We start from the raw sequence: 18,905 nt of genomic DNA, 5'->3' as shown, positions 1-18,905 counted from the left end.
CTCTCGGTCTGTGTCCCGTGAGCCGGTCAGCCCACGACGGCGGCGCGCACGCACAGCACGTCGGGCAGATGGGACGCCAACTGCCGCCAGGAGTCGCCGTCGTCGGCCGAGGCGTACACCTCGCCGTTGCGATTGCCGAAGTACACGCCGGCCGGGTCCGCGTCGTCCGTGCACAGGGCGTCGCGCAGCACCGTGCCGTAGTGGTCCTCCTGCGGCAGGCCCGCCGACAGGGGCTCCCAGGTCCGGCCCGCGTCGGCGGTGCGGAAGACACGGCAGCGGTGTTCGGCGGGCACCCGGTCCGCGTCGGCGTTGATCGGGAACAGATAGGCCGTGTCCCCGCGGCGGGGGTGGGCCGCGACCGCGAAGCCGAAGGTGGAGGGCAGGCCCTCGCCGATGTCGGTCCACCGGCCGCCCGCGTCGTCGCTGCGGTACACCCCCCAGTGGTTCTGCAGATACAACCGGTCGGGGTCCGCGGCGTCCCGGGCGATCTTGTGCACGCACTGTCCGAACTCGGGGTTCGGATCCGGCAGGAACACCGCGGAGACACCGGAGTTGGAGGGCGCCCAGCTCGCGCCGCCGTCCGTCGTGCGGAACACGCCGGCCGTCGACACCGCCACCGTCACCGACCGCGGGTCGCGCTCGTCGGTGAGCACGGTGTGCAGGCCCTCACCGCCGCCGCCCGGCACCCACTGGGAGCGCGTCGGGTGCTCCCACAGCGGGCGGACCAGCTCGAAGCTCTCGCCGCGGTCCTCCGAGCGGTACAGCGCGGCCGGTTCCGTGCCCGCGTACACCACGTCGGGCTCGGCGGCCGCCGGGTGCAGCTGCCACACCCGCTCCAGCGAGGCCTCGGTGTCCTGGGGGAACTTGACGGCCGGCTTGGCCGGTTCGGTCCAGGTGCGGCCCAGGTCGTCGGAGTGGAACACCGAGGGGCCCCAGTGCGCGCTGTCGCCGCCGGCCAGCAGGCGGGGGCGCTCGCCCCGGGTGTCGATGGCCACGGAGTAGATGGCCTGTGCGTTGAAAGCCGGTTCGGCGTCGAACTCCCACGCGCCGCCCCCTCGTCGGCGCCCGATGAACAGGCCTTTGCGCGTGCCTACGGCGAGTAGTACCTCGGTCATGTCCGATCACCTCCGCGACGTCCTTGTCCCAGACATCGGCCAGTCTGCACCCAGCCACTGACAGTCACCCCTCGGCGCGACATCCCCGCAGGTCACGGCGGCCTCGCCGGGCGCGGGGCGGGTGCTCTCGGCCACTTTCGGGCGGATGGCTGCGGAGGCCGCGGGCCGCGTGGCACGGTCGGGAGGGGGACTCGTCCTGAGCATCCGGGCCGCCGGGCGCGTATGGGAGAGCGGCAGCAGATCCGGATGTTCGTGCGCTCACGAGGAGGAAGCCTTCGATGGCGTTCCGTGGTCCGAAGGTGTGGCTGTGGCGCTGGCGGCGCAACCCGCTCAGGCGTCGCGCCGACACGATGGAGGGCTGGGTGCTGCTCGGCGCCTGGACGCTCACCGTCCTCATCGGGATCCTGGCCGGCTGGGCGGCCGCCGGGTCCGTCGAGCGCGGCCTGGCGCAGGAGCGTGCCGAATGGCGGCCCATCCAGGGAGTGCTCACCGAGCAAGCGCCCGGGAAGGCCACCGCGCAGCAGGGGGCGGTCGGCGACCAGGTCTGGGCCGAGGTGCGCTGGAGCGCGCCCGACGGCACCCCGCGCTCGGGCCAGGTGAGGGTGCGGCCGGGCAGCGCCTCCGGAAGTTCCGTCACGATCTGGACGGACACGAGGGGCCGCCTGGTCTCGGAACCGGCGACCCCCGGCCAGGCGAGGCTGCGTGCCTCGCTCGTCGGCGTCCTCGCGGGCTTCGGCGCCGCCGTCGTCCCCTTCGTGGGCGGCCGCGTCGCACGAGCCCGGCTGGACCGCCGTCGCGCCGATCAGTGGGACGCCGACTGGGCGCGTTTCGACCCCCTCTGGGGGCGCCAGACAGGCTGACGCCCCGCCCTACGCGCCCCGGGCCACCTCCCGGCACAGCTCCAGCAACTCCTCGTCCTGGGGGATGTCATGGCTGCCGTAGCCGTCCGGGCGGACGGTGTGGCGGCGGGGGGTGGTGAGTTCCGTCCGGGGGAGGTCCCGTACGGGCGCGGCCCCCGGGCCGAGGGTGGTCAGGGTCGTGGCGATGATGCGTCGTAGCGGCGGGTGTTCCGTCCAGGCGGTCCGCAGCGTCCCGGCCGCCTCCTCGGCCGTACCGGTGATCGCGCTCACCGCGCATCCGGCCGAGGCCCGCTCCTCCGCCTCGCGTGCGTCGGTCATGCGGCGACGCAGGACCGGCAGGGCGGGTGCGGCCGCGCCGCCCAGCAGTGCCAGCCGGCGTGCGGCGAGCGCCCGGCGCCGGGCGTCGTCCTGTGTCAACTCCCTTTGGAGGACGGGCAGTACGGCGGACACGTCCGGCTCGATCGCCCAGAGCGCGGCCGCCGCCGCACCCGCCTGCTCCCCGCCCAGCGCCGCGCGTACGACGGGGAGGGCGCCCCGCGCGGCGGAGCCCATGGCCTCCAGGGCTTCGAACGCGGCGTCCTTGAACCACGCGCGCGGGCCCGTGATCCCGCTCTCCAGCAGCCGCAGCACCTCGGGGACCGCCGCCGGGTCGCCCAGCGCGGCCAGGGCCCGCAGCAGCGGTGCCGCGCGCTCACCCGTGTCGGGGGCGTCGAGGGGCACCTCGCCGAGCAGGCGGCGCAGGGCCGGGCCGAGCGGGGCCGCCGCCGGGCCCAGGCACGGCACCACGGACTCGGTGCCCCGGGGTGTCACCGGTGCGGTCAGCACCTGCGCCAGCACCGGCACGGCCCGCGGGTCCCCGCTGCGGGCCAGGGCGAGCAGGGGACCGCCCAGCGTGGGCGTGCCGCGCTGCCAGGGCTGCACCCACAGGTCGGGACGCGTGCTCACCAGGCCGTACAACCGGTCGGCGGCGGGTGCCGCCAGCCGGAAGAGCGCCGCGAGCACGGACACGGCCGCATCGCACAACCTCCCTCCCTCGGAGTCCAGTTGACGGGAGATCAGCTCGATCGTCGCGGAGTGGTCGCCCCGCCACTCCCGGAACAGTCCCGCCGCCAACCAGGCGGCGTTGCACCGGTCGGTGGCGTCCGGGCTGGTCAACTGGCCCGCCAGCAGGGCCTTCCGGTCGGCCAGCCGGTCCCCGAGCGCCGAGTGCAGGGTGCGCAGCAGCCGTGCCCCCTCCTCGTCCGAGGGGCGCAGCCGGCCCAGCCGCCGGGCGAGCGTGTCCCCGGGCGAGGGCGCGGGGACGCGCGGCCGGCGCGCGGACCGCTCCCGCACCAGGCCGGTGACGACCGGGACCAGATCGGCCGGAAGACGCCGTGGCGCGCACCCCGCCAGCTGGCCCAGCGCGGCCAGCCGCAGCCCCGGACCGTACGGCGCGGCGCTCAGCGCGGTCAGCAACTCCACCGCCGGCGCCGCCTGTTCGGGATGCAGTCGCACGAACACGCCGAGCGCCTCGGCGAGGGCGATGAGCACCCGGTCGTCCCGCTCGACCGCGATTCGCTCCCGCAGCAGCGTCGGCACCCGCCCCGGGTCGTCCAGGAACCGCACGCACGCGCCCGCCGCCGCGCGGCGGACACAGGCGTCCGGGTCCCCGGTCAGCCGGGCGAACAGGTCGGCGCCCGCCCGCACCGCCGGGGCGCCGTCCCCCTCACCGATGCTCACCAGCAGTTCCACCAGCCCGGCCCGCTCCGGCACCTCCTCGGTGGCGGCCAGCCGCAGCAGGAACGGGACGCAGGCGAGCGTCGAGTCGTACACGTTCCCCTGGTGGTGCACCGTGCCGTACATCTCGTCGAGCGCGGTCTCCCGCTCGGCCGGGTCCGCCGAGGCCAGCCCCATGAGCAGGCGCGGTACGTCCGCCGCACTGCCGTACGCATGCCGCAGCGAGGCCCAGTCGACCTCGTCGATCCCCGTGAACACGTTGTCCTCCCCCGGACGAAGTGCCAGAAGTGCCAACTGATCACGAGTCTGCACCACACCACTGACAGCGAAGCGGAATCGGGAGGTGACGCACAGGTGATATCGGTCAGAGCGTGGCGGGCAGCGCCCTGTTCAGGACGGCGTCGAGATCGGCGCCGTCGGGGAGCGTGCCGAAGGCATGGCCCCAGTCGCCGCCCAGCCGGGTCGCGCAGAAGGCGTCGGCGACGGCCGGCGGTGCGTGCCGTACCAGCAGGGACCCCTGGAGGGTCAGCGCCATCAGCTCGACCAGGCGACGGGCGCCCGCCTCGGTCGCCCGTGCCAGCGCGTCCTTCAGCCGTACCACCGCCGTGTCCAGGCGGGCGTCCGCCCCGCGCGCGAGGGCGATTTCGCCGAACAGGGCGTCGGCCGTGGCGGCGTCGCGGCCCAGCGCCCGCAGCACATCGAGGGCGTTGACGTTGCCCGAGCCCTCCCAGATGGACAGCAGCGGGGCCTCGCGGTAGTGCCGGGGCATGCCCGAGTCCTCGACGTAGCCGTTGCCGCCCAGGCACTCCAGCGCCTCCGCCGTGAAGGCCGGGCCTCGCTTGGTCACCCAGTACTTGCCGACGGCGGTCGCGATCCGCCGGAAGGCGCGCTCGGCCTCGTCCCCGCGCACCGCGCGGTCCGCCGCGCCGGCCAGCCGCAGGGTGAGCGTGGTCGCGGCCTCCGACTCCACGGCGAGATCGGCCAGAACATTGCGCATGAGCGGCTGGTCCAGCAGCCGGGCGCCGAACGCGCCGCGGTGGCGGGCGTGATGACCGGCCTCGACGAGCGTCTTGCGCATCAGGGTCGCCGACGACATCACGCAGTCCAGACGCGTGCAGTTGACCATCTCGATGATGGTCTTCACGCCCTGCCCCTCGGGGCCGACCAGCCAGGCCACCGTGCCGTCGAACTCGGGCTCGGAGGAGGCGTTGGAGTGGTTGCCCAGTTTGTCCTTCAGCCGCTGGATACGGAAGGCGTTGCGGGTGCCGTCGGGCAGGACGCGCGGTACCAGGAAGCAGGACAGGCCGCCGGGCGCCTGCGCCAGGACCAGGAACACATCGCACATCGGCGCCGACGTGAACCACTTGTGTCCGCGCAGCGTGTACACGCCGGGCTCGGCGGTCGGGCTGGCCGTCGTGGAGTTCGTACGGACGTCGGAGCCGCCCTGCTTCTCCGTCATGCCCATGCCGGCCAGCAGTCCGCGCTTCTCGGTCGGCACCCGCAGCCCCGGGTCGTACGCGCGCGCGGTGAGCAGCGGCTCGTACACCTTGGCGAGATCGGGCTCCCGGCGCAGCGCGGGAACGGCGGCGTACGTCATCGAGACGGGGCAGCCGTGGCCGGCGTCCGTGTGCCCCCACACCAGACCGCCGGCGGTCCGGGCGACATGGGCGCCGGGCCGCTCGTCCGCCCAGGGCGCCCCGGCCAGGCCCTCCTCCACCGAGACCCGCATCAGCTCGTGCCAGCTCGGGTGGAAGTCGACCTCGTCCACGCGATGGCCGTAGCGGTCATGGGTGCGCAGCACGGGCGCGTGCCGGTTGGCGAGGTCGCCCCACTCCTGCGCCTCGGCGCCGCCCGCCCGGCGGCCGAGCCGGCGTATCCCCTCCTCGGCCCAGCCCGCGCCCTCCCGGCGCAGGCCCTCCAGGAGGGCGGCGTCCTGCGAGGCGTCGTACGGGGACAGGGGCGGCGGCTGGTTGGTGACGTCATGGGTGGCGTACGGCTGCGGCAGCGTCGGTGTCGGCTCCATGACCGTCATGTTGCACCCTGGCTGCGGTCGCAGCAATAGTGCAATAAGCGCAGGCGTGCGTAAGGTACCTGCTCATGCGTCATGCGGAGGAACGGGTGATGGGCGTGCCGGGAGCGGACGACGGGATCGAGCTCCGGCCGCTGTCCGCCCGCTCGGTCGTGCTCAGCCTCCTGCTCGGGGCCGATCCGCCGGAACTGCCGGTGAAGGATCTGGTGCGGCTCGTGGAGCCGTTCGGCATCGGCGGCTCCACCCTGCGGGCCGCGCTCAGCCGGATGGTGGCCGCGGGCGATCTGCGGCGCGAGGGCGGCGTCCATGGACTGAGCGACCGGCTGCTGGAGCGGCGACGGCGGCAGGACGACGCCGTGCACCCCCGCACGCGCGCGTGGGACGGCGACTGGGAGACCGTCGTGATCACCGCGACCGGCCGGAGCCCCGCCGAGCGCGCCGACCTGCGCGCCCGGCTGGCCGACCTGCGCCTGGCCGAACTGCGCGAGGGGGTGTGGCTGCGCCCGGCCAACCTCACGCGGGCCCGCCCGGCGGAACTGGCAGAGGTCGCCCGCTGCTTCACCGCGCGCCCCGAGGAGCCGTCGCGGGAACTCGCGGCCACCCTCTGGCCGTTGGACGAGTGGGCCGCCACCGCCCGGGCGCTCCTGACCCACATCACCGGCACCCGCCACCCCGCGGACCGCTTCACGGCCTACGCGGCGGTGGTGCGCCACCTTCTCGCCGACCCGGTCCTCCCGCCGGACCTGCTGCCCCCGGACTGGCCCGGCCCCGACCTGCGCGCGGCGTACGCCGGCTACCGCCGCGACCTGACGGATCCGGTGCGCGCCACGGCGGCGCGGGGATGACAACGGCTGGGGCGCCGCGTACTCCCCGGCGGCCGGGGCGGTGACGGTCACGAACGTGTCGTACGACGCGACGATCGCCCCGGGCGCCTCCGTGACGGTCGGGATCCCGATGTGCGCGATGCGGATGTTCGGGATCCGGATCGAGGGAACCCGGCAGTTCCGGAAATGGTCTGGTCGGGAGGCGAGAGGACCCATGGCACGGCAGACGTTGTCGTCCACCCTGACGAAGCCCGTGCGCACCACGGTCTCGGCCCTGCGCCAGGTGCCCGGCGCGGGGCTCGTGGAACGGGCGGCCGGCGGGGCGCTGGACACGGTCGGACAGGTGTCGCCGCGGGGGCGGCGGATCGCGGTCTACACGGGTGCGGGACTGCTCGGCGTCACGGGCGCCGTCGAGTGGCCCGTCGCCATCGCGGGAGCGGCCGTGGCGTGGCTGACCCAGTCACGGCCCGGAGAACGGCCCGGAGAACGGCCCGGAGAACAGAACGAGGGAGTGGGTGGCAGGGCCGCCCCGATCGGGGCGAAGGCGTCCCCCCGTACGAGCGGCACGAGCCGTACGAAGTCGGGGCAGCGGAAGACCTCGGGCACGTCGACGCTCGCCTCGAAGCGCACGGCCTCCACCCCGTCCGGCTGGCGCACGACGAGTGTGCGGCGGACCGGCGCCAAGGGCTGAGGGGCCGCCATGGCACCGGGACCACTGTCCGCAGCCGCCGGTCTGATGCTGACCGGCCCACGGCTGGTGGCACGGGGAGCCGCGCCCGCCGTGGGCCTCGTCGCCGGCGCGGCGGCCGGCGGCGCCCGTGGCGCCGTGCGGACCGCCGACACCGCGGCGCGCGTCGGGCGCGTCGCCCGGGGCGCCCTGCCCGGCGGCGACGGCCACTGGCGCTCCGGCCGACGCGCCCACCTCGCGCTGCGGCCCACCGCACCGGACCGGGTGCGGCGCGCGGGCGGCACGGAGGCGGCCGCCCGACGGGTGGCCGCGGCGCTCGCCAGCCATCCGGAGGTGCTCTACGCCTACTGGGACGGCGGACTGTCCCGCCTCGTGGTGGCCGCGGTCGAGGACGCCGTGACCGACCGCGTCCTCGACAAGGCCGCCGACCTCGCGGAACGCCACGGCCTCGGCTCCCGCGAACGCGCACCGGACGGCGCGACCACCGGGACGCCCGCGCACCCCGGCGACCCCCTCGACGTACGGACGGCCGCGGCGGCGCTGCTCACCGACCTGGCGGGCACCGCGGCCGCCGTCACCGGCTCGCTGCTACGACTGCCGCCGTCACCCCGGTTCGTGACGGCGGGCGTGACGATGCTGCGCGAGAACCCGCGCTTCCGCTCCTGGCTCGACGCCCGGTTCGGCCGCCGCCGCTCGGAGCTGCTGCTGGCCGCCGCCAACGCCGCCGCCCACGGCGCCGGTCAGACCCCGGTCTCCCTGGTGCTCGACGGCACCCTGCGCGCCTGCCAGCTGGGCGAGACACTGCTCCGCGCGGCCGCCTTCGACGCGCTCCACGACCGGCTGTGCGCGCCCGGCCGGGCCGGCGGCATCCCGGAGGCGTTCAGCCGCCCGCCGTTGCGCACCACCCCGGCACACGAGTACGCGGCCTCCGCCGAGACCGGCTCGATGCTGGGCGCGGCGGCCGCCCTGCTGGTCAAGCACGACGCCCGGGAGGCCGCCGAGGCGGTGCTCGCCGGTTCACCGAAGGCCGCGCGCTACGGGCCCGCCGCCTTCAACGCCCTGCTCGGCTGCGCCCTGGCGCGGGCCGGCGTGCTGGTGCGCGACACCGAGCGGCTGCGCCGGCTGGAGACCGCGCACACGCTGGTCCTGCACCCGAGCGCGCTGTGCACGCCCGACGGAGGCGTCGACAAGTGGGCGGAGGCGGTGCTGGACGCCGCACGCCGGGCCCGGCTGCGCGTGGTGGTACTGGACGACCCCGCGCTCGAGGACTTCGTCGCCCTCGCCGACCGAGTCGAGCCCGCCGACCGGTCGCTCGCCGAGGTGGTGCGCGGACAGCGCGAGGGGGACCGGGGCGTGCTGGCCGTCGCGCGACCGGCCCCTGCCGACGGCCCCGAGGCGCGCGAGATACGGTCCGGCCTCGCCGCGTCCGATCTGGCCGTCGCCCTCGCCGACGGCACCGGACCCGTCGCCTGGGCGGCCGACGTCGTGGCGCCGCACGGGCTCGCCGATCTATGGCGGCTGCTCGTCGCCGTACCCGCCGCCCGCGGGGTGGGACAGCGGTCGCAGACGCTCGCCCGCTCCGGGGCCACCCTCTCCGGGCTCCTGGTGGCCGTCGGCGAGTCCCGGCGCGGCCGGCGCGGCGCGCTGCCGGGGCTGCGGCACGCACCCGTCGACGGCGCCGCGGCGACCGCGCTGCTGAGCGGCGGCCGGGCCGCCCTCGGCGTGGCCCTGGCCCGCCCACCGCACCCGCACCCGCGCGTTGCCTGGCACGCGCTGCGGACGAACGAGGTCCGCGACACCCTGGCCCGGCAGGAACGGGAGGAGGACCAGCCCGGTCCCCTGGAGGAGGCGGCCGCACGGGCCCGCACCGCCGCGGATGCCGCCGGCCGGGTTCCCGTGCTGGCCCCGGCCCGGTGGGGCGTGGACCTGGCGCGCGCCGTGCGCGGCGAGCTGCGGGATCCGCTCACCCCCGTCCTCGTCGTCGGGTCGGCGGCCTCGGCGATCCTCGGCTCGGTCGTGGACGCGCTGCTCGTCGTCGGCGCCCTCGACCTCAACGCGCTCGTCGGCGGAATCCAGCGGCTGCGGGCCGAGCGGGCGCTGGCCGGGCTGCGCGAGCAACAGCAGCGCAAGGCGCGCGTCGAGGACGAGGACTCCTCCGACGGGCCGCACACGGTCGACGCCGCCGGCCTCACCCCGGGCGACGTGATCACGCTCCAGTCCGACGACGTCGTACCGGCCGACGCGCGGCTGCTCTGGGAGGACGGGCTGGAGGTGGACGAGTCCGCGCTGACCGGGGAGTCGCTGCCCGTCGACAAGGGCACCGCCGCGACCCCGCACGTTCCCGTGGCCGACCGCCGCTGCATGGTCTTCGAGGGGACGACCGTGGTCGCCGGGCAGGCCCGCGCGGTCGTCGTGGAGACGGGCGACCGTACGGAGGCGGCCCGGGCCGTGTCCCTCGCCGCCCGCACGCCCCCGTCCGCCGGAGTGCAGGCGCGGCTGCGTGAACTCACCTCCAGGGCCCTGCCGTTGACGCTCGGCGGCGGAGCCGCCGTCACCGGTCTGGCGCTGCTGCGCGGCACTCCGATCCGGCAGGCCGTGAGCGGGGGCGTGGCGGTGGCCGTGGCCGCCGTGCCGGAGGGGCTGCCGCTCGTCGCCACCGTGGCGCAGCTCGCCGCGGCCCGCCGCCTGAGCAGCCGCGGGGTCCTCGTACGGGCTCCGCGCACGCTGGAGGCGCTCGGCCGGATGGACACCGTCTGCTTCGACAAGACGGGGACGCTGACCGAGAACCGGCTGCGCCTGGTCCGGGTGACCGACGCCGACGGGACCGCGCACCGGCCGGATGAGGAGGCGGTCAGCACCGTCGTACGGACCGCCGCGCGCGCCTGTCCCCGACTGAACGGCGGCGGATCGGACCGGCCCGCGCACGCCACCGACGAGGCGGTGCTGGACGCGGCCGGGGAAGACCCGGAGTGGACGCAGGAGGCGGGCCTGCCGTTCGAGGCCGCGCGCGGCTACGCGGCCGCGGTGGGCCGGGCCGGGGACGACGACCGGATGCTCGTGGTCAAGGGCGCACCGGAGACCGTCCTGCCCGCGTGCGCCGGACTGCCGGAGGCCGCCAGTGACGCGGCCTCCGCGCTGGCCCGGGACGGACTGCGCGTCCTGGCGGTCGCCCGGCGCCGCCCGAACGGACCCGAGCAGGACAGCGAACTCCTCGAACAGCCCCTGCACGACCTGGAGTTCACCGGCCTGCTGGCCCTTGCCGACGTGCCGCGCGGGACGTCGAACGAGCTGGTGCGTGGCCTGTCCGAGGACGGCGTACGGCCGGTGATGCTCACCGGCGACCACCCGCAGACCGCGCGGGCGATCGCCGTCGAACTGGGCTGGCCCGAGGACACGGCCGTCGTCACCGGTGACGAACTCGCCTCCGCCGACCGGTCGGAGCGGGCCCGGCTGCTGCGCGACGCCGGTGTCGTCGCCCGGGTCGCTCCGGAGCAGAAGCTCCAGGTCGTGGAGGCGCTGCGGGACGCGGGCCGGGTCGTCGGCATGGTCGGCGACGGCGCGAACGACGCGGCGGCGATCCGGGCGGCCGACATCGGCGTCGGCCTCAGCGCCCGCGGCTCGGCGGCCGCGCGCAACGCCGCGGACCTCGTGCTCACCGGGGACGACCTCACGGTGCTCATCGCGGCGATCGACGAGGGGCGCGCCCTGTGGCGGAGCGTCGCCGACGCCATCGTCATCCTCATCGGCGGCAACGCGGGCGAGGTCGGCTTCGGCATCGTCGGCACGCTGCTCGGGCGGGCCGCGCCCCTGTCGACCCGTCAGATGCTGCTGGTCAACCTGTTCACCGACCTGTTCCCGGCGATGGCCGTCGCCGTCACCCCGCAACAGCGGGCGGAGGAGGGGGAGTCCGGGCCGCTCGGTACGTCCCTGCTCGGCGCGCCGCTGATCGCGCGGATCCGGCACCGCGCCCTGACGACCTGCCTGGCCGCGGTGACGGCCTGGCTGATCGGCCGCTTCACCCCGGGCTCGGCCCGCCGGTCCACGACGATGGCGCTGTGCGCGCTGGTCGGCACCCAGCTCGCGCAGACGCTGACCGACCGGCGCGACAGCCCCCTGGTCCGGCTCACCGCCCTCGGATCGGCCGCCGCGCTCGTCCTGCTGGTGCAGACCCCGGGCGCGAGCCAGGCCTTCGGCTGCACACCGCTGGGCCCGGTGGCCTGGGCCGGAGTGACCGCCGCGATCGCCCTGGCCCTGGCCGGCCAACGAACGCTGCCCCGCCTGGAGGAAACGGTCCTACGACTGGGCCGGTCCCTCGTGCGGACCGGGCCGTGAATCGACGGGCGGACGAGCCGGCACATGGACAGGTCGGCACAGGGACGCGTCGGCTGACGTGGAAGCGGCCGGCGGTGGAGGCGGTCGGCGGTGGGGGCGGCCTGCGTGGGGTCGGCCTGCGTGGAGTGTGGCCGTAGGTGCAGGCGGTCGGCGGTGGAGGCGGCTGGCGTGGGGTCCGCCGTCGATGGAAGCGGCCGGCGTGGAGCTTGGCCGGCGGTGCAAGCGGCTGGCGTCGAGTTTGGCCGGCGGTGCAGCGGCCGTCTCAGCGCTGACGCCGCCCCGCCTCACGCTGCCCCGCTCCACGCCGCCCCGCCTGACACCGCCCCGCCTGACACCGCCCCGCCTCACCCCGCCCCGCCTGACGCCGCTCCACCCCACGCTGCCCCGCTCCACGCTGCCCCGCCTGACCCCGTCCCGCCTGACCCCGCCCCACCCCACGCCGCCCCGCCTAACGCTGCCCGCGCGGAGTCGGTCGACTTCCCGCGCTCACCTCACGCCGCCCACCCATACTGCCCCGGCACCCGCACCTCGCCGCCCAGCGCATGTGCCGCCTGGCGGGCCCAGGAGGGGTTGCGCAGCAGTTCACGGCCGAGCAGGACCGCGTCCGCCTCGTCGTTGGCGAGGATCTTCTCGGCCTGTTCGGCGTCGGTGATCAGGCCGACGGCGGCGACGGGCAGCGGGGTCTCCGCCTTGACCCGCGCGGCGAACGGCACCTGGTAGCCGGGCCCGGTCGCGATCCGCACGCCGGAGGCGTTGCCGCCGGTCGAGACGTCCAGCAGGTCGACGCCATGGGCGTGCAGGTCGGCGGCGAAGCGGACGGTGTCGTCGGCGGTCCAGCCGCCGTCCGGCAGCCAGTCGGTCGCGGAAATGCGGAAGAACAGCGGCTTGTCCTCGGGCCACACCGCCCGCACGGCGTCCACGACCTCCAGGGCGAAGCGCGTCCGGTTCTCGTACGAGCCGCCGTACGCGTCCGTGCGGTGGTTGGAGTGCGGGGAGAGAAACTCGTTGACGAGGTAGCCATGGGCGCCGTGGATCTCGACGGCCCGGAATCCGGCGGCCAGCGCACGACGCGCGGCGTCCGCGAACTTCCCGACGATCTCGGCGATCTGACCCACGGTCAACTCGTCAGGCACGGAGTGCCGTTCGTCGAAGGCGACCGCGCTCGGCGCGACCGGCCGCCAGCCGCCCGCCTCGGCGGTGAGCGGGGCGCCGCCCTTCCAGGGCCGGTCCGTGGCCGCCTTGCGGCCGGCGTGGGCGAGCTGGATCGCCGGGACCGTGCCGTGCTCGGCGAGGAAGCCGGTGATGCGGCGGAACGCCTCGGTCTGGGTGTCGTTCCACAGCCCCAGGTCGTACGGCGAGATGCGCCCCTCGGCGCTCACGGCGGTGGCCTCGACGACGATCAGGCCGGTGCCGTCGGTCGCCCGCGCCGCGTAGTGCGCGAAGTGCCAGTCGGTCGGCGCCCCGGCCGAGGGTCCGTCCGGGGCGGCCGAGTACTGGCACATGGGGGCCATCCACACCCGGTTCGGGATCGTCACATCGCGCAGCGTCCAGGGCTCGAAGAGCGCACTCACGGCGGACTCCATTCATCACGGTGCCGTTGGTCGGCTCCTACGATAGGTGTCGTAGTACGCCAGATGTCAAACTACGAAGGTTCTCGTACAATGGCGGGAGAACGCCCCGAGGAACTGGAGTTGCCGTGACCGCCCCCGCCGCCAGCAGCCGTGACCTCCCGCATCCAGAGCGCGCGGAGATCCGGCTGGAGGCCGTGCTGCACGCGCTGTCTGATCCGATGCGGCTCCAGATCGTGCGGGAACTCGCCGCCGGCGGCGCGGAGCTCTCGTGCTCCGACTTCGCCCTGCCGGTCACCAAGTCGACCACCACGCATCACTTCCGGGTGCTGCGCGAGGCCGGGGTGATCCGCCAGGTCTACCGCGGCACGGCCAAGATGAACGGGCTGCGCGACGACGACCTCGACGATCTCTTCCCGGGGCTGCTGAACGGCGTCCTCGGCGCCGCCGACCGTCAGGCCCGCCGTCTCGGCGACGGCTGAGCCGGCTCAGGAAGCCCTGTGGCCGGCGGCGGCCAGCAGCGACCCCCAGTCGGGCAGCTTCACCACGCCCCGGCCCAGCGACGCGCCAAGGTCCGCCTCCGCGCGTTCGATGGCGCACCAGCCCTGCCACTCGACCGGCTCGACCCCCTCGGCGCGCAGGGTCGCCAACGGCTCCTCGGGCACGTCCCTGCCCAGGAGCGCGGGCGCGTCCGCCAGCAGCGACGTCGCCGTCTCCTTCGCGCACGGCCGGTTCGTGCCGATCACACCCGTCGGGCCCCGCTTGATCCAGCCGGCCACGTACTCGCCGGGCGAGACCAGGCCGTCGCGCACCACCCGTCCCGCGGTGTTCGGCACCGTCCCGCTCGCCGCGTCGAAGGGCAGCCCCTCCAGCGGTACGCCGCGATAGCCCACCGAGCGCAGCACCAGCTGCGCCGCGATGGTCTCGTGGCGGCCCGTGCCCCGCACCCCGCCCCGGCCGTCCGGCTCCGTCCGCTCGAAGCGGACCGCGCCCACCCGCCCGCCGCCGTCGAGGAGTTCGACCGGGCGCAGGAAGAAGCGCAGCCGGATCCGCTGGGCGGCGCCGCGCCCCGGCCGCGCCGCCCACTCGCGCAGCACCTCCACGTTCCGGCGCTGGGTGCCGGGCAGCCCGGAGGGGTCGGCGTACGCCGGGTCCAGGGCCAGCTCGGCCGGGTCGACGACGACGTCGGCGTCCGTCAGGTTCGCCAGCTCGCGCAGCTCCTTGGTGGTGAAGCGGGCCTGGGAGGGGCCGCGCCGGCCCACCATGTGGATCTCGTCGACCCGGTTCGCGGCCAGCGCGGTGAGCGCGGCCTGGGGCATGTCGGTGGGGCTGAGCTCCGCGGTGCGCCGGGCCAGCATCCGGGTGACGTCCACGGCGACGTTGCCGACGCCGATGACCACCGCCGAGCGGGCGCCCAGCACGAAGCCGTCGTCGGTGGCGTCCGGATGGGCGCTGTACCAGGCGACGAACTGGGTCGCCGACCAACTGCCCGGCAGCTCCTCGCCGGGGATCCCGAGATGGCGGTCGGACGCGGCGCCCACGCAGTACACGACCGCGTGGTACAGCTCCCGGAGGCGGGCGGGGGACACCCCGCGCGGGCCCACCTCGACCCCGCCGAGGAAGCGCACCCGCTCGTGCTCCAGCACCGTCCGCAGGGTGAGCTGCAGCGACTTGATCTTCTCGTGGTCGGGGGCGACGCCGTAGCGCACCAGCCCGTACGGGCACGGCAGGCGGTCCAGGACGTCGACCCGCACCTCGGGGTCCTGCTGGACGAGGCTCTGGGCGGTGTAGACCCCGCTGGGCCCGGAACCGACGACGGCGACACGCAGCACGGCGGAACTCCCTACCCGGCGACGGTGGGGATCCTGTCGCCTCCAGCATCGCACCGCGGGTGCTCCGCTGACAGGGTGCAGCGCGCCACGGGCGCGTGCGTGTCCGTTCGTATGGAATGTGATCATGCGGTTACGTTGCGTGTGTGCTAGAAGCATCCTTTCTTAATCTTTCCGATCGGTCCGCCGAGGACGTCGCGGTGTCCGTGTGGCCCGCATGGGAAGTGCGGGAGGAGGAGGGGGCGGCGGCCTGGTACCAGGTCCGGCTGGCCTTTCCCGACGGGGCGCGGGTCGAGGTGCTGGCCGTGGTGAGCGACGGACGCGTCTCCCTGGAGGACGTCCGGGCGCAGCCCGCGCTCTCCCTGATCGACCTCACCGTGCTCGCGGACTGGATCGAGGGGCCGCTGTTCGAGATGTGCGGAGCTGCGGTCGGCGCTCCGCGAGGGGAGGAGGGGGAGGAGGGCGGCATCGGCTTCGACGCCGCCGACGAGGAACCCGCGGGGGCGCGTCGGGCCCGGCCCCCGTGGCCGCGCGGTCCGGAGGGGCGGTGGCTCGTCGCCCAGGAGTACCGCGCGGCCCAGGAGGACGGCGTCGACCCCGTCCTCGCGGTGATGCACGCGACCGGGCACAGCCGCCGCAGATCGCTGCGGCTCATCGCGCAGGCCCGGGACGCCGGATATCTGACTCCTCGTCACGCCCGCCGCTGACAGGGCGCGTTGCTGACGCCGGCCAGGCGCGTCACTGAAGTTTCCGCATGCGCTCGATCTCGCTCGTCTGCTGGGCGACCACGTCGTCGGCCATCTCCTCGATCTGTACGTTGTTGCCCTTGGCCTTCACGTCGGTCGCCATGGTGATCGCCCCCTGGTGATGGGCGATCATCAGCGTGAGGAACAGCTCGTCGAACGCCGCGCCCCGCGCCGCCCGCAGCCGGGCGAGCTGGTCCTCGGTCGCCATGCCGGGCATCGCGGTGTGCGTGTGCCCGCCGGTCGCCGCCTCGCCGTGCGATTCCAGCCAACTTCGCATGGACGCGATCTCCGGAGTCTGTCCGGCCGTGATCCGGGCCGCGAGCCGCTTCACATCGCCCGACGCGGCCTGTCCCGGTGCGAGCCGGGACATCTCCAGTGCCTGCTCATGGTGCGTGATCATCATCCGGGCGTACGCCACGTCCGCCGCGTTGGGGGTGTCGTCGTCCGCCCGCTGCTTGGCCGCGTCCTCGGCCGACAGTGTGCGGTTGGGCTCGCCGGGAGCGCCCGGCGCGATCACCGAAGGCCCGGTGGTGGCGGCCGACTTGCCCTCGGAACCCGAGTCGTCGTCACAGCCCGCCAGGACGAGCACCGCGGCCGCCGAGGCGGCGACGACCAGGGACGCACGGCGAAGGAGCACAACGACCTCCGGAGGAAGGCGAGTTGACGGATCCGTCACATCCTGGCACGGGCCTGTGTCCTACCCGCTGAAAAGTTGTGTGACGAGCCTGTTGCGACCTGTTGGTCTGAGCATGACTAAGACGATACTTCGGGGAGCGTGAGCCGTTCCCGTGCGAACGGCAACGAGGGAGGACACAGTGACCCTGTTGAACGATCCCCGAACGCGGCACAGACGTCTGGGAGTTGCCGCGGCAGCCGCCGGTCTCCTGGCCGCGCTGCTGACCGCGGCCCCGGCGACCGCCATCCCCGACCCGGGGGACGCGCCGGCCGCCGGCAAGGACGTGCCGTCGAGCGCCTTGGCCCGGACGGCCGGGGCGATCGAGGCGGGCGAGATACCCGGCCAGGACGAGATCGTCCACTCCGCCAACATCCAGCACCTCGTCAACATCCCCAAGGACGCCCTGCCCGGCACCAATTCGGATCTCGCCTTCCAGGGCAAGTACGCCTTCGCCGGCAACTACGACGGCTTCCGTATCTTCGACATCAGCAATCCCGCCGCGCCGAAGACCGTCGCCCAGGTGCTCTGCCCGGGCTCGCAGAACGACGTCTCCGTCTCCGGCAATCTGCTCTTCCTGTCGACCGACTCCTCGCGCAGCGACAGCAGTTGCAACAGCACCACGCAGCCCGCGACCGAGAAGTCCTCCTGGGAGGGCATGAAGGTCTTCGACATCACCGACAAGGCGAATCCCAAGTACGTCGCCGCCGTCGAGACCGACTGCGGCTCGCACACCCACACGCTGGTGCCGAAGCGGAAGAACGTCTACATCTACGTCTCGTCGTACTCGCCGAGCGCCACCTACCCCGACTGCCAGCCGCCGCACGACGGCATCTCGGTCATCAAGGTGCCGCGTGACGCCCCCGAGCAGGCGGCGGTGGTGAACTTCCCCGTTCTCTTCCCCGGTGAGGGCCCGGACGGCGGCGGCAACCCGGGCGCGCCCACCAACCCGGGTGTGGCCAAGACGACCGGCTGCCACGACATCACCGTGCTCCCGGAGAAGGACCTCGCCGCGGGCGCCTGCATGGGGGACGGCATCCTGTTCTCCATCGCGGACCCCGAGCACCCGAAGGTCCTCGACCAGGTCGAGGACAACGTCAACTTCGCCTTCTGGCACTCGGCCACCTTCAACCAGAAGGCCGACAAGGTCGTCTTCACCGATGAGCTGGGCGGCGGCGTCGGAGCCACCTGCAACGAGGCGACCGGCCCCCATCGCGGCGCCGACGGCATCTACGACATCGTCGGCAAGGGCGACAAGCGCAAGCTCGTCTTCCGCAACTACTACAAGATCCCGCGCCACCAGGCCGACACCGAGAACTGCGTGGCCCACAACGGCTCGCTGATCCCGGTCAAGGGCCGGGACATCATGGTCCAGGCCTGGTACCAGGGCGGCGTCTCCGTCTGGGAGTTCACCGACTCCGACCACCCGAAGGAGATCGCCTACTTCGAGCGGGGCCCGCTGACCACCGACAAGCTCACGGTCGGCGGTTCCTGGTCGGCGTACTACTACAACGGCTACATCTACTCGAACGACATCACGAAGGGCCTCGACGTCCTCAAGCTCACGGACCGGCGCACGGATCCCGCCGGGAAGGTCCGCCTGCGCGAGCTCAACGTCCAGACGCAGCCGGACTACTTCGACTGACCCCGGGACCCCGGGCCCGGCCGCGCGCCGGGCTCGCGGCCCGTCGCGAAGAACCGCGACAGATCCTGGTCGGCCGTCCCACCGGGCGCCTCGGCGTCCGGCGGGAATCCCTGCTCCCAGTCGAGCCGGTAGCGCCGGAAGAGCTCCGCGCGGAGCGTGGTGATCGGCATCGGCACATTGGGCAGCACCATCGCGTACACCGAGCCCATGAGCAGCGAGCGCAGCATCGGGTAGTCGGTGTCCGCGTTCCGCGAGCCGTGCCGGGACACGGTGTCGCGCAGCAGCTCGGCCAGCCGCTGCTGCTCCGGGCACTGCACGAAACCCTCCGTGTCCAGCATCCCCGCCATGTGCTGGCGCATCAGCACGGTCCGGTCCCTGGCCAGCCCCAGCACGGCGTCGATCGCCCGTGCCATCCGCTCCCGGCCGTCGTCCGTACGCGGCTCGCGCTCCAGGGACTCCTCCAGCGTGCGGTACATCAGGCGGTGCACCGCCGACTGCACGAGCTGGCGTTTTCCGGGGAAGTAGTACGACACCAGACCGCGCGCCGAGCCCGCCCGGTCCGCGATGTCGGCGAGCGTCGTGGCCTCGTAGCCCCGCTCGTTGACCAGCTCCAGCGCCGCCTGCAGCAACCGCTCGCGCGAGCGGCGCCGCAATTCCTCATTGACCGAGGCGCTGCGCGGGGACATCCTGGACTCCTGCGTTGACTGGCTGCCAGCCAACTATACTCAACGCGTGTCGACCAGCCCGTTCAGGGCCGGTCGGGCTTGCCGTCCGCCTCGGGCGAAACGGGGGATCGTCCGAGGCGGACTCTGATCGTTGCGTGAGCGGTCCTGGGGGAGACCGCGAACGCCCAGCTCAGGCCGTGCGACCATCATGACGC

At 74.4% G+C, this 18,905-nt stretch carries 14 protein-coding genes; 7 read left to right on the top strand and 7 right to left on the bottom strand.

Going from position 1 to position 18,905, the window contains the following annotated elements:
• Positions 1–26: 26 nt before the first annotated feature.
• Positions 27–1,115, bottom strand: coding sequence for a WD40/YVTN/BNR-like repeat-containing protein (locus tag ACZ5NW_RS31355; protein WP_468747367.1), 1,089 nt, complete (start codon positions 1,113–1,115; stop codon positions 27–29).
• Between the two features lie 278 nt (positions 1,116–1,393).
• On the opposite strand from ACZ5NW_RS31355, the gene ACZ5NW_RS31350 reads away from it, so the two are divergent.
• Complete coding sequence (locus ACZ5NW_RS31350; protein ID WP_468747366.1) at positions 1,394–1,975, top strand: Rv1733c family protein; 582 nt, start codon at positions 1,394–1,396, stop codon at positions 1,973–1,975.
• 9 nt (positions 1,976–1,984) lie between these two features.
• Here ACZ5NW_RS31350 and ACZ5NW_RS31345 read toward each other — a convergent pair whose 3' ends face one another.
• The gene (locus ACZ5NW_RS31345; protein WP_468747365.1) at positions 1,985–3,949 is read right to left on the bottom strand and encodes a HEAT repeat domain-containing protein; all 1,965 of its coding nucleotides are present in this window, start codon (positions 3,947–3,949) and stop codon (positions 1,985–1,987) included.
• Positions 3,950–4,055: 106 nt separating this feature from the next.
• Complete coding sequence (locus ACZ5NW_RS31340) at positions 4,056–5,714, bottom strand: DNA alkylation response protein (RefSeq protein ID WP_468747364.1); 1,659 nt, start codon at positions 5,712–5,714, stop codon at positions 4,056–4,058.
• A gap of 74 nt (positions 5,715–5,788) precedes the next feature.
• Between ACZ5NW_RS31340 and ACZ5NW_RS31335 the strand changes: the two genes are divergently transcribed.
• The 3 genes from ACZ5NW_RS31335 (at position 5,789) to ACZ5NW_RS31325 (ending at position 11,564) form a co-directional block, all read left to right on the top strand.
• Complete coding sequence (locus ACZ5NW_RS31335; protein ID WP_468747363.1) at positions 5,789–6,565, top strand: PaaX family transcriptional regulator C-terminal domain-containing protein; 777 nt, start codon at positions 5,789–5,791, stop codon at positions 6,563–6,565.
• A gap of 193 nt (positions 6,566–6,758) precedes the next feature.
• Positions 6,759–7,235, top strand: a complete 477-nt coding sequence (locus tag ACZ5NW_RS31330) for a hypothetical protein (protein WP_468747362.1) — start codon at positions 6,759–6,761, stop codon at positions 7,233–7,235.
• A gap of 9 nt (positions 7,236–7,244) precedes the next feature.
• Positions 7,245–11,564 (top strand): HAD-IC family P-type ATPase, encoded by a 4,320-nt coding sequence (locus tag ACZ5NW_RS31325; protein WP_468747361.1) that lies wholly within the window; start codon positions 7,245–7,247, stop codon positions 11,562–11,564.
• 491 nt (positions 11,565–12,055) lie between these two features.
• Here the strand turns inward: ACZ5NW_RS31325 and ACZ5NW_RS31320 are convergent, their stop codons facing one another.
• On the bottom strand, positions 12,056–13,135 hold the full coding sequence (locus tag ACZ5NW_RS31320; protein WP_468747360.1) for an NADH:flavin oxidoreductase/NADH oxidase: 1,080 nt from the start codon (positions 13,133–13,135) through the stop codon (positions 12,056–12,058).
• Positions 13,136–13,260: 125 nt separating this feature from the next.
• Between ACZ5NW_RS31320 and ACZ5NW_RS31315 the strand changes: the two genes are divergently transcribed.
• Complete coding sequence (locus tag ACZ5NW_RS31315; RefSeq protein WP_468747359.1) at positions 13,261–13,614, top strand: ArsR/SmtB family transcription factor; 354 nt, start codon at positions 13,261–13,263, stop codon at positions 13,612–13,614.
• 6 nt (positions 13,615–13,620) lie between these two features.
• Here ACZ5NW_RS31315 and ACZ5NW_RS31310 read toward each other — a convergent pair whose 3' ends face one another.
• Positions 13,621–14,964 (bottom strand): FAD-dependent oxidoreductase, encoded by a 1,344-nt coding sequence (locus tag ACZ5NW_RS31310; RefSeq protein WP_468747358.1) that lies wholly within the window; start codon positions 14,962–14,964, stop codon positions 13,621–13,623.
• 197 nt (positions 14,965–15,161) lie between these two features.
• On the opposite strand from ACZ5NW_RS31310, the gene ACZ5NW_RS31305 reads away from it, so the two are divergent.
• On the top strand, positions 15,162–15,668 hold the full coding sequence (locus tag ACZ5NW_RS31305) for a DUF6214 family protein (protein ID WP_468747357.1): 507 nt from the start codon (positions 15,162–15,164) through the stop codon (positions 15,666–15,668).
• A 31-nt stretch (positions 15,669–15,699) separates the two neighbouring features.
• Here the strand turns inward: ACZ5NW_RS31305 and ACZ5NW_RS31300 are convergent, their stop codons facing one another.
• Entirely contained in the window at positions 15,700–16,344 is a 645-nt protein-coding gene (locus ACZ5NW_RS31300) for a DUF305 domain-containing protein (RefSeq protein ID WP_468747356.1), read from the bottom strand.
• 178 nt (positions 16,345–16,522) lie between these two features.
• Here ACZ5NW_RS31300 and ACZ5NW_RS31295 point away from each other — a divergent pair, with 178 nt between their 5' ends.
• Entirely contained in the window at positions 16,523–18,025 is a 1,503-nt protein-coding gene (locus tag ACZ5NW_RS31295) for an LVIVD repeat-containing protein (RefSeq protein ID WP_468747355.1), read from the top strand.
• On the opposite strand, the gene ACZ5NW_RS31290 is transcribed toward ACZ5NW_RS31295, so the two are convergent.
• Complete coding sequence (locus ACZ5NW_RS31290) at positions 18,013–18,711, bottom strand: TetR/AcrR family transcriptional regulator (protein WP_468747354.1); 699 nt, start codon at positions 18,709–18,711, stop codon at positions 18,013–18,015. The genes ACZ5NW_RS31295 and ACZ5NW_RS31290 overlap by 13 nt on opposite strands.
• Positions 18,712–18,905 lie beyond the last annotated feature (194 nt).

It is taken from the genome of Streptomyces sp. NPDC032126, from assembly GCF_055580085.1.
This window is presented reverse-complemented; position numbering and strand designations above follow the sequence as displayed.

Coding starts and splice junctions, on each gene's coding strand:
- ACZ5NW_RS31355 (WP_468747367.1), bottom strand. CDS start 1,115: ATGACCGAGGTACTACTCGCCGTAGGCACGCGCAAAGGCCTGTTCATC.
- ACZ5NW_RS31350 (WP_468747366.1), top strand. CDS start 1,394: ATGGCGTTCCGTGGTCCGAAGGTGTGGCTGTGGCGCTGGCGGCGCAAC.
- ACZ5NW_RS31340 (WP_468747364.1), bottom strand. CDS start 5,714: ATGGAGCCGACACCGACGCTGCCGCAGCCGTACGCCACCCATGACGTC.
- ACZ5NW_RS31335 (WP_468747363.1), top strand. CDS start 5,789: ATGCGTCATGCGGAGGAACGGGTGATGGGCGTGCCGGGAGCGGACGAC.
- ACZ5NW_RS31330 (WP_468747362.1), top strand. CDS start 6,759: ATGGCACGGCAGACGTTGTCGTCCACCCTGACGAAGCCCGTGCGCACC.
- ACZ5NW_RS31325 (WP_468747361.1), top strand. CDS start 7,245: ATGGCACCGGGACCACTGTCCGCAGCCGCCGGTCTGATGCTGACCGGC.
- ACZ5NW_RS31290 (WP_468747354.1), bottom strand. CDS start 18,711: ATGTCCCCGCGCAGCGCCTCGGTCAATGAGGAATTGCGGCGCCGCTCG.